The organism is Labrys sedimenti, assembly GCF_034424805.1.
GTDB lineage: Bacteria > Pseudomonadota > Alphaproteobacteria > Rhizobiales > Labraceae > Labrys > Labrys sedimenti.
This window is the reverse complement of record NZ_JAXOUF010000001.1, coordinates 1,000,795-1,009,852: the sequence shown is the minus strand read 5'-3', so window position 1 is coordinate 1,009,852 and position 9,058 is coordinate 1,000,795. Positions and strand designations below refer to the sequence as shown.

Annotated in this window: 13 protein-coding genes; 1 reads left to right on the top strand and 12 read right to left on the bottom strand. The window is 61.7% G+C overall.

Annotation, left to right across the window (positions count from 1 at the left end):
* Positions 1–29 precede the first annotated feature (29 nt).
* The 12 genes from U1R88_RS04875 to U1R88_RS04820 form a co-directional block, all read right to left on the bottom strand.
* Positions 30–848 carry a hypothetical protein gene (locus U1R88_RS04875; RefSeq protein ID WP_322430225.1) on the bottom strand — a complete coding sequence of 273 codons (819 nt, stop codon included), beginning with the start codon at positions 846–848 and terminating at the stop codon, positions 30–32.
* A gap of 1 nt (position 849) precedes the next feature.
* Entirely contained in the window at positions 850–1,206 is a 357-nt protein-coding gene (locus U1R88_RS04870; protein ID WP_322430224.1) for a hypothetical protein, read from the bottom strand.
* A 20-nt stretch (positions 1,207–1,226) separates the two neighbouring features.
* Positions 1,227–1,802, bottom strand: coding sequence for a DnaT-like ssDNA-binding protein (locus U1R88_RS04865; RefSeq protein ID WP_322430223.1), 576 nt, complete (start codon positions 1,800–1,802; stop codon positions 1,227–1,229).
* Between the two features lie 6 nt (positions 1,803–1,808).
* Positions 1,809–2,216: a hypothetical protein gene (locus tag U1R88_RS04860; RefSeq protein ID WP_322430222.1), complete on the bottom strand. Its 408-nt coding sequence runs from the start codon at positions 2,214–2,216 to the stop codon at positions 1,809–1,811.
* A complete protein-coding gene (locus U1R88_RS04855; RefSeq protein ID WP_322430221.1) occupies positions 2,213–2,656 on the bottom strand; it encodes a hypothetical protein in 444 nt (147 codons plus the stop codon). Before U1R88_RS04855 ends, U1R88_RS04860 begins: the two co-directional genes overlap by 4 nt.
* A gap of 62 nt (positions 2,657–2,718) precedes the next feature.
* Positions 2,719–3,873 (bottom strand): major capsid protein, encoded by a 1,155-nt coding sequence (locus U1R88_RS04850; RefSeq protein WP_322430220.1) that lies wholly within the window; start codon positions 3,871–3,873, stop codon positions 2,719–2,721.
* A gap of 102 nt (positions 3,874–3,975) precedes the next feature.
* Positions 3,976–4,659 (bottom strand): DUF6651 domain-containing protein, encoded by a 684-nt coding sequence (locus tag U1R88_RS04845; protein ID WP_322430219.1) that lies wholly within the window; start codon positions 4,657–4,659, stop codon positions 3,976–3,978.
* 185 nt (positions 4,660–4,844) lie between these two features.
* Positions 4,845–6,389, bottom strand: a complete 1,545-nt coding sequence (locus U1R88_RS04840) for a DUF4055 domain-containing protein (protein ID WP_322430218.1) — start codon at positions 6,387–6,389, stop codon at positions 4,845–4,847.
* Positions 6,389–7,924 (bottom strand): phage terminase large subunit, encoded by a 1,536-nt coding sequence (gene terL / locus U1R88_RS04835; RefSeq protein WP_322430217.1) that lies wholly within the window; start codon positions 7,922–7,924, stop codon positions 6,389–6,391. Before terL ends, U1R88_RS04840 begins: the two co-directional genes overlap by 1 nt.
* Positions 7,824–8,279, bottom strand: a complete 456-nt coding sequence (locus U1R88_RS04830) for a hypothetical protein (protein WP_322430216.1) — start codon at positions 8,277–8,279, stop codon at positions 7,824–7,826. Before U1R88_RS04830 ends, terL begins: the two co-directional genes overlap by 101 nt.
* Positions 8,280–8,283: 4 nt before the next feature.
* Positions 8,284–8,475 (bottom strand): hypothetical protein, encoded by a 192-nt coding sequence (locus U1R88_RS04825; RefSeq protein ID WP_322430214.1) that lies wholly within the window; start codon positions 8,473–8,475, stop codon positions 8,284–8,286.
* Positions 8,475–8,687 (bottom strand): hypothetical protein, encoded by a 213-nt coding sequence (locus U1R88_RS04820; protein WP_322430213.1) that lies wholly within the window; start codon positions 8,685–8,687, stop codon positions 8,475–8,477. Before U1R88_RS04820 ends, U1R88_RS04825 begins: the two co-directional genes overlap by 1 nt.
* A gap of 86 nt (positions 8,688–8,773) precedes the next feature.
* Here U1R88_RS04820 and U1R88_RS04815 point away from each other — a divergent pair, with 86 nt between their 5' ends.
* Positions 8,774–8,992 (top strand): hypothetical protein, encoded by a 219-nt coding sequence (locus tag U1R88_RS04815; protein ID WP_322430212.1) that lies wholly within the window; start codon positions 8,774–8,776, stop codon positions 8,990–8,992.
* Positions 8,993–9,058 lie beyond the last annotated feature (66 nt).

Genomic DNA, 9,058 nt, shown 5'->3' with positions numbered 1-9,058 from the left:
GGCTCGGTTGCATCAACTGGTCGACGTGATCAGTTCGCGGTGATGTCGGTTTCAACCACCAGGATCTTGGTGGCGTCCTGCGTCTCGATCGTCGGGTACTCGACGCGGTACTGGATATCGCGCCGGTAGATCTCGACCGTTTGGCGCTCATCGAGAACGAGGGTCCGCTCGTAGAGCAGCCGGCCTACAGTTCCATCGGCAAAACGGAGGTTCTCCGGGCGAGCGAGCGCTATATCGACGATTGGCGAGACATGGTCCCGCTGAGCCGGCGAATTACACCAAACCGTGATCGTAAAGCAGCGTTCTTGGCGTTTCAGCTCGCGCACGATCGTTCCGTAGCCACCAGCGCGGGCGACCACCCGCGCATTGGGAGCGAAGGTCAGCACCGGGCCGGCAGTCGACACGGTGACGCCTTGAGCGGTTAGGAGAGACGCGAGACCAGTTGCGATCGAGGCCAAGGTGTCGCCCGGCTGCACCGGATAGATCGCTGAAATCTTCGTGGGCGGATAATCGCCGACAATGACGGCAACGTTCTGGGGCGTCTGGATGGCGCCGCCGAGCGTCAAGACGTTGTCGACGACGGTGGTTGTGATTGTCTCGACGGCGGGCACCAACTGCGCCCAGTCCCGCGAGAACCGGGTGACGTTCTTCTCGGTGCCGTTCTGGCCGAAGACCGAGATCACGACCTGGCCGGCGTTCATGGCCTGGTCGAGCACGGCAGGAACCGGCCAGCCTCGCATGATGGATGTCGGCGCGCCGAGGGCCGAGGGCTGGCTTGTGCCGTTGGGATAGACCGCCGCCGCGATCAGAGCGACCAGTGCGTTGCCGGCATCTGCTTCATCGGCCATGTCAGTGCGCCTCGAGGCGAATGGTCAGGAGCTTCCACCCCATGGAGTTCCAATACGCTGCGGAGACCTGATAGCGGTCGCCGAGGTCGTCGGTCACGATGTCACGGTCTTCGATGACGCCTTTGGCGACCTTGCCGCGCGGAATGAAGATGTTCCATTGGATCGGCGCCGGCGGAGAGGCAGGAAGATCGCCGCCACGGGGCCTGGCAGAGCCACTGGCGGCCTGGACCGATGCCGGAATGCCGGAGACGACCGGCGTCTCCGTTGCCTGCTGCACGCCGCTATAGGGCTGGATGCCGACGGCGAGGTTCTCGACCGGCCGGGTGACCGCGATCGTCCTGGGATAGAGGAAGGACATCTCGGATCACCTGTTTGTGGTCAGCCCCGCACGGCGCGGGCCGCAAGGCCATAGTCATTGCCGAGTAGACCCGAGATCGCTGCGAAGATGCCTGGATAGGTCCTGGTCAGCGAGGAAAAGCCGACGTATTCGCGCTCGGTATCGCCGGCGCGCTCCCTTTTGACTGCCCCATTGGAATCGAGGTCTGGTGTCAGGGAACCGGCGCCAGCGAGCTCTCGTAGCGCGGCCTCGCATGTGGCGTTTTTCAGTTCCTTCGGGATCGTCGCTGGATCGATCGGCTCGTATTCGTACAGCCGATACCCGATGCCATAGAAAAATCCGTCCGGCGGAGTCTGCGGCATGCCATTGTCGTAGTAGGCTCCGATCCTCGGCCATTCCAATGCTTGCTGATGCCGCTTTCCCCGATAGCCTGTGAAGCGCTGGCGGAAAGTGACGTCAATAAACGACGTGGCTCTGACCAGCGCTCCCTGTTTGACCGCGTCGCTGCCTGCCCAAGTCGAAACACCGCGATCGGCGAAATAACTGTCGGCGTCGGCAACGCTGACATAGCTATTGGAGTTCGCCAGACCGGTCCCGTCCTCAACGATGAAAGCCATCGGTCATCATCCCCTGGACAGAAAGGCCTTGGCGTCAGCCATCTTGCGGTCGAACCAATCACGCTGATCATCGGTCTTGAGCGTTCGCCCCCAGACCGAAAGCGAGCCGTCGGTGTTCACTACGATCAGGGCGAACATCTGTTCGGCATCGACCTTGCGCAAAACGCGCTTGATCGCGGCATCAGCGGAGTTGAGGTCGGTGACTTTGACGTCGCCGCTCTCCACTTCTCCGATTATGGCTGGCACATCAGGAAGGTTCTTCCGCCACTCGCCTCCGCTGCCGTTGGCGAGAGTGCCGCACTGAGCACATTCCACCTCGTCGTCGGCACGTATGAAGTGCGTCAGGCATCCGCAATCGCAACGCCACACGATCTTGTCGGCGTCGCGTCGCGGGAGGGTGACGATGTTGCTCATTGATCGCCGGTCTGTCGGGCGCCGGCCTCCTGGTTGAGCAACTCCTGCATGGCGGCCTGAGCGGCTTCTTCGTTCTCGAATGGGCCGCCGACGGTCTCCTTGCCGCGTTTCAGGTAGAGTCTGCCGCCTGGTCCCTTAGCGACTCGAAGGGCGTCCTGGATTTCATCGACCGGGGCTGCGCCATCGATCTCGATTTCGGCCTTGCGGAGTTGGTCGATATGCTCCTCGATCGGCAGGGCATACCACGCATCGAGCGAGATGCCGGCGCGTCTGGCGAAGATCTTGGCGATGATGCTGTCGGACAGGGCGCGCTTCTCAACGGCCGGATCGACTGTGCCGTCTTCCGAAATAACCTCGTGGCCTTCGGTGAGGTCGTCCACATTGATCACGACGAATTCGCCCTGACCTTCGCCCCAAGGCTTTACCTTGATCGTTTTCATGTCTGATCTCGCGAAATAGGGGAGGGAGGGCGCACCGAAGCGCGCCCTCAGTATTGCTCGCCTCAGCCGAGAAGGAGGGCCATGTGCTCGGGCTTGATCGCCGCCGTACCCCAGGCCAGAGAGACCTCGTACTGCATCTGGCGATACTGCGCGTACATAGCGATTTCGAACGACAGGCCAGACACCGGGTCGGTGACGATCTGTCGGTCGATTGCGCTGTCGCCCTGGGGCGGCAGAGCCGGTGCACGAGTAGCCAACGCAATGGCGGTACGGGCAAATGCCATGTTCCGCACGGCGGCCGCGAGCACGGTGATTGCCGTGGCAGCGGCTGGAATGGCCTTGCGCAGACCGGGCGCTGCGAGCGTGATCGTGCCGCCGTTCGAGACATCTGCGTCACCGGCCGCGACGACATACTTGTTGGTGTCACCGGCGAAGGTGATCACGTCGCCGGCAACGAGCGTGCCGGTTCCGGCCGAGGCCAGCGTGATGACGGTGGCGCCGATCGCATAGCCGGTGGCGTTCGTCGTGGCACCGGCGCCGGTGCCTGCGGTGCTGGTCTTGATCTGCGCGGATTCGCGAAGTGCGAAACCGTGGACATCGAGAAGCACCCCGCGACGCAGAAGCGACGTATCGGCCGCTTCGTTGGCCTTGGTGAGCTGCGTCAGGGTGCGCATCTTGGCGCCGGCAGTGGTATCGAACACCAACTGCAGATCGCCCATCGGCGCCCCGTTATCAGCCAGGATCTTGCGCATCTGCGCGGTGTCCGACAGATCGGAGGCGAACGGGGTCGTTCCGGGAGTGCCGTAGGCGCGAGATGCGGCTGGAAACAGCGCGGCGAGATCGGCCTCGACCTGGTTGACCAGCCAACGCATGGACTGGGCGATCTGGTCGCGGAAGATCACGTTGTAGGAGGCGCCGTTGTTGTCGAGGCCGAGTTTCTCCTCACCGTTCCAGCGGATCGGGGAGCGCTTGGCCTTGGTGATTGTCATCGGGACGTTGCCGATGTTCTGGTCACCATCGTTCGGCGGGATCACCGCGGGGGTGATGTCGGTGCCGGTGGCAGGAGGAGCGACCGGCGACATGACGGTCTGGCCGACGGCAGCGCGCTCGAAAGTCATGTCCGAAGAAACGGAGGGGATCAGCCCCACCAATTCCCGGCTCACGACGTCCAGGGCGTTGTAGATAGTCGGGATGAGCCCAGTGAGCGTATTGCCCATGGTTATTGCCTCTTGGGATTGGGATTGATGTCAGGGTGTCTGGGCCATCCAGCCCGGTCGCCCCGTCCCGCATCCGCGTGGGGCATTACGCGCCTGGTGGCGCTATTCGGTGAGGGTGTATCCCTCTTTCATTTTCGTGGCACGCGCAGCCGGATCAAGGGCGTCGAAGGCTTGGCGGCTCATGGTCTTGTTCCCGTGATTGCCACCATTGCCGGGCTTTCCACCACCGCCGCTGTGATTGTTTCCCTTCAGGATCGAATCCCGGAAAGCATATCCATCGACCATGCTCTCGATCGCCTCGTCGAACTCCGCGATTTCCCCGGCTTTGGTGCGGGAATAGATCGGTTGACCATCGAGGCCGATGCCGACGACCTTGCCGTTCTCGATCTTGAATCGATTGCCGAAGACTGCCTGCAGCATGTCCGGAGGGACGGCGACCTTGTCCGAAATAAACTTCGACCTGGAAAAGGCGCCGCCAACTTTCTCGCTGAATAGGTCGGAGGTGAGCTTGCCATTCTCCGTCTTCAGCCGGGTGATGGTCTCGTTGCTGGCCTTCGCGGCGGCAGCGACCTGCTCCTCGGCTGCCTTTTTCGCGGCTGCCTTGATCTCCTCGACCTTGCCGGCGGTGACCAACTGGCCCTGGTCGAGGTTGCGGACGGTCTCCAGTGCCTTCAGCGCCGCAGCCGCATCCTCAATGCCTTCGAAGCCCTTGAGTTTGGTCTCCGCGGCTTCCTTGGCCTCACGGTGGGTCTTTGCCTCGCCGTTGAGGCGCGTGATGGTGGCCATGGTATGGGCTGCGTCGAAGGGGGCTTCCTTGCCGTCGTCATAGACGTAGACGGGCTTGCCGTCCGCCACGACAACGTGGCCGGCATCATCAAGTTTCAACTTCATGGTGGTCTCCGGTCATCCGACCGCTGGTGTTGAGGCATCCGCCTCGGAATGGCCCTGCTGTATCCGCAGCAACGGGCCGGCTAGACTTTCTGGGGTCTGGTCAGTGGCTGCACCGGTTCGCCGGTCACAGGGTCGATTGCGGGAACTGCGCTGAGTTGATCTTGCTCGAGGCGCTTCTTTTCGACGGCCGGGTCGAATTCATCAGAAACGACCCCGCGACGTTTGAATTCGGACTGGACAGTCTCTTTGGAAAGCACGCCCTGAGCCTGGGCCTTCAGGAGAGAATCCAGCTGGGCGGCGCCGTCGAGGTCGACCGTGAAGTCGGTGTGGACAAGAGCTTCCGCGGACGGCGTTTCCTTCAGCCACATCGAGGTCAGCACGAAGCATTGCTCCAGCATGTCCTGGAACTTGATTGCCCAGGATTCCGAAACCGACCCGGCCTTGCGAGAGACGTTTGCCGACGTGATGACGGTTATGTTCGTCTCAGTCAGCGGCTGCATGCCGAGCTCGCGCATCTGCTTGCGATGCTTGGCCAGGCTCTCCTCAAGGAAAGTCAGGGACGTCGCCGCCGGCTCGATGAATTTGAAGGTGGCGTTCTCCCCACTCGCGTTCGTGCCGGGCAAGAGCACTGCGCGCGGGCCGACCGGGACAACGATCTTGGTACCGTTTTCGTCGCTGGCCTGGACACCTTCGCCGACAAGCATCGGAAACGCCGTCAGGTTCTTGATCGCCTTGAGGTTGGATTCCTGCTGGAACTCCTCGACCTGCGCGTAGGCGATGTCCTTGAGAGGTGGGCGGACCGCGAAGGAGGTCCCAATGCGATCACCAGGAATGAACGGAACGAGTGGGATCACCCCAATCGTGTAGGTTCCTTCTTCAATCGCGAGCCACTGTTCTCGATCCGAGCTCGCTACCTTCTGCTTCTCGTAGATCGTCCAAGTCGCCGGCCCGTAGCTGACAACGGCACCGTCGTCGCCCTTGATGGGCACGCGATCGATGACGCGAACCCGCTCATAGGTCTTTTCCTCAAAGCCCTCGCGAACAGTGGCGCTCTCATCGAGCCGAACGTGGACGAGGATTTCCTTGCCATTGACGAAGTCGCTGTAGGCCGCCAGGACACGCTTGGCGCGGACGTGGACCCAGTATGGCCTCAAGCCGCGCTGGGCCTCTTCGGCCTGCGTCAGCGCCCGATCGGCAGTTGCCTTGGGATAGTCGACGAGGATCCAATCCAGCCCGTAGTCGATGCCGGCCTTGTAGCTGTCGGCTGCGAAAACGTGAAGATTATTGCCCCGCCCATCGACGTTATCGACGAAGCCGTCACTGCGCTTCCCGCCGTCGATCTTGCCGGCGATATTCTGGGATGCGCCTTCGCCGACAACGAGCTGTTTCGAGAACGGCTTGGCGGACAGATCCCGCGAAATGTCGGCATAGATGTTGGTGAATGGAGCCGTTTTCCTCCGCTCGTCGTAGTCCTTGGCCGTCTCGTTTTCGAACTTGGGCAGATAGATGGGGCCCGCAGCCCTCATCGTCTCCGCCCCCCCGAGAATGGCATCCACCATTTCCCAAAAGGCGGACATGGAGGCCCGGTCCGACGCCATCGCCTGCGGGTTCGGTTCGGATTCCATCAGGTCTGTCCATAGGTTCCAAAAGAGGGGCCCGATGCTTTGTTTCTGACCAATTGACCGAACGCACCGGACGAGGCGTCGACCTGGTCTTTCAGGGCGGATCCGGGAAACAGGCAGAGCTCATCGAGATATGGGTCCACCCATTCCCCGGCGAGGAGGTAGACGTTCCCGAGCTTGCATTGAGCGGCAAACGGCTCTGCCCTTGTGATCTTGTCGCCAGTTTCGGGTTCAGCCGTGAGTGTCCATCCGGCGAGCAGGGTGGCATAGTCGCTGACTTGCACCTTGCCCGCCTGTCCAGGATCTTGCGGCAGGCTGATCTTGACGGTTTTGCCATCGATCTCCGCTTGCTGCTTGATGGCCCCGCGGACGCCGGCACCGTCTTCTCGGCAGGTGCGGACGTGGCCAACGACATAGGAGCCGTTCGGCATCCGACCCATTTTCACACCCGCGGTCCGGGCACCGTTTCCGCCCTTCGTCGCTGCAAGATCCCAATGTCGGACCCAGATTGTCCCAGCCGGTACCGTGTCGATAATTTTCCCATCGAACCAGGAACGCTTGAAGAGACCACCCTCGCGCGGGACTGGCCGCTGCTGGTACTGCCCAGCCCAGACGAAGGCCTGTGCTTTGAACGGCACCAGGCCCGCCTGCGTGAACCTCAACGGGTTCATCAACTCGCCCTCGAAGGAGCGAGGATCGCGCCAGGGCAGGGGTGTCTCACAACGCTGTTTCACCTCGAATTCCATCGGAATCCTGAGGTGGAGGAAACCCCAATTTCGAGCGAGTAATGTGCCGGTTAGGTCGCTGTCGTGCAGACGCTGCATCACGACGACGATTGCGGAGTCTTCGCTCTCGATACGATTGAGGCCGCCTTCCAGAAAGCTCTGCACAGCTGATGCGCGTTCCTTCTCGGACTCGGCGCCATCAACGCTATGCGGATCGTCGACCAGTAGGCGCCGGCCGCGTTTGCCGGTGAGTGACTTGAAGGCGGCGCCCTCACGAAAACCGGTGTCGGTGTTCTCGAAGCTCGTCTCGCCAGTGCGGTTGAGCCTCACCTCGGGCCAGAGTGTCTGATACCACTCCGACAGGATGAGATTGCGCGTCTTACGGGTGTCGCGCGTGACGTTCCCGGTCTCATAGGACGTCGAGACAAAGCGATGGGACCTCATGCCCATCGGGCCCCATTCCCATGCCTGCCAGAGCACGGAAACGATCGTAGACTTCGACGACCCAGGCGGAACGTTGATGATCAGGCGAGGATGCAGCTTGCCAAGTGTGATCGCCTCGAGGTGATCGCACATCGCCTGCAGTTCCCAACCCCAGATCAGCCGGGTATTGGGCTCGATGATCGGCCAGGCTTCCTTGACGAAGCCGGCGAAGGTCTTGCAGCGCTGCCGGGTGGCCTCGGCGTCATTGGCGAGCCGCTGAAGCTCTGCCTCACGCTTCCGGCGTGCCTTCTCCTTCCGGATCTGCTCCAGCAAGACCGCCGGCGGCGGCAAGCGCAGAGATGACAGGTTCGAGGGCGGCAAGCTGCTCATCGGTCAATTTCGTGAGATCCAGCGTGGGGATCGGGCCTCCGCCTGGGCCGCTGTGGTGCAGGGCCGTCGGCATCTTCGAATGGATGTAGGGAGCGGCCTTTTCAGCGGCGCTCTCGGCGGCCTTGGCTTTTTCCATCAGCTTTGCGTCGTCGACCTTGATCCCTTTACGCCGCTCTTTGAGGTAGGCGTCGTAGTGGTCGCGGGCGAGGTTGGTGAGGATCTGGAGGGGCGAGAAACCGCCTTCGAGCGCCTTCTTCCTCTCTGCCAGCGTGATCTTGTTCGGGACGCCCTTCTTGCGGCCAGACCCCGGTCGACGACCTCCGCCCTTGTTTTTCTTTGGCGTTTCGTCGGTCATGGATTCACTCGGGTTTCTCGGTCGGCCCGGCCTTCTTGGCGATCAACTGCCAGTGCTCGATGCTGATGCGCTTCGGTTCCGGGCAAAACAGCTCCGTCACCGCCGGCGCCAGCAGATTGGCGAGGGCCGGATCTGCAATGTTCTCTTTGACCAGCCAGTTGGCGACGACCTTGCGCTTTTCCTGTTCGGTCGGCATTAAGTTGGCATCCCCTGGACCATATGACGGACCATCGCCTCGGCCTGTTCGGCACTCAGAAGGTTTGTGCCCACTGGCTCGCGTTTGGACTCGTAGGGCGTTCCCTTGCTGGCGATAGGGTCAAAGCTGATCCCGCCGTCTGGTCTGAAATGCTCCGGCAGCCTCCAACTGAGGAAGCGGTTCGCCAGGTGCTTGATCTGCTCCTCAGTCATTAGCTCTCTCCAAACAAAAACCCCGCGCGGCTGGGCCGGCGGGGCGAAAATGTGATAGGAAGTCGTTGCTAAACAAGGCGGTTCAGATGAGCACTCTGCTGCGAGCTTTGAAGACCACCGGGATCGCGGCCGCATGGGTCTCGATATTGGTGTTCATGGTTGGGCGGGCACCCTTTTATGAGCACCCCTTCGCATGGTTCGGGTCGATGGTGCTGACCGTTATCGCCGTCGAAATGGCCTTTAGCTTCGTCAATCTCGTTTTTTGCAGCTTCGCTCGATATCTCTCGCCCCATCAAGCAGGCTAGATTACCCCATCCGGCCGCCCGAAACCTACTGCGGCGCCTTGCGCGTCTCGCTCCAGTCGGTATAGC